Annotated in this window: 1 protein-coding gene; it reads left to right on the top strand. The window is 71.7% G+C overall.

The window, feature by feature from the left end:
• On the top strand, positions 1-318 hold a 318-nt coding region (locus tag SB775_RS28370), incomplete at both ends, for an NAD(P)-dependent oxidoreductase (protein WP_410864507.1).

Consider the following 318-nt stretch of genomic DNA (forward strand, 5'->3'; position numbering starts at 1 on the left):
GGCCGCACCACCATGAAGATCGCCGTGTTCGGGGCCAACGGGCCCACCGGGCGTCTCATCGTCCGCCAGTCCCTCGAGGCGGGACACGACGTCACCGCCATCACCCGCAATCCCGACTCGTTCCCGCCGCTCGGCCCGGGATTGCGGGTGGTTGCGGCCGACGTCCACGACCCGGAGGCCATCGACACGGCGGTCGCGGGTCAGGACGCCGTGCTCTCCAGCCTCGGCGTCCCGTACAGCAGGCAGCCGGTGACGGTCTACTCGAACGGCACCGCCAACATCGTCGCCGCCATGACGCGCCACGGCGTCGAGCGCCTG

It is taken from the genome of Peribacillus sp. SIMBA_075 (assembly GCF_046534585.1).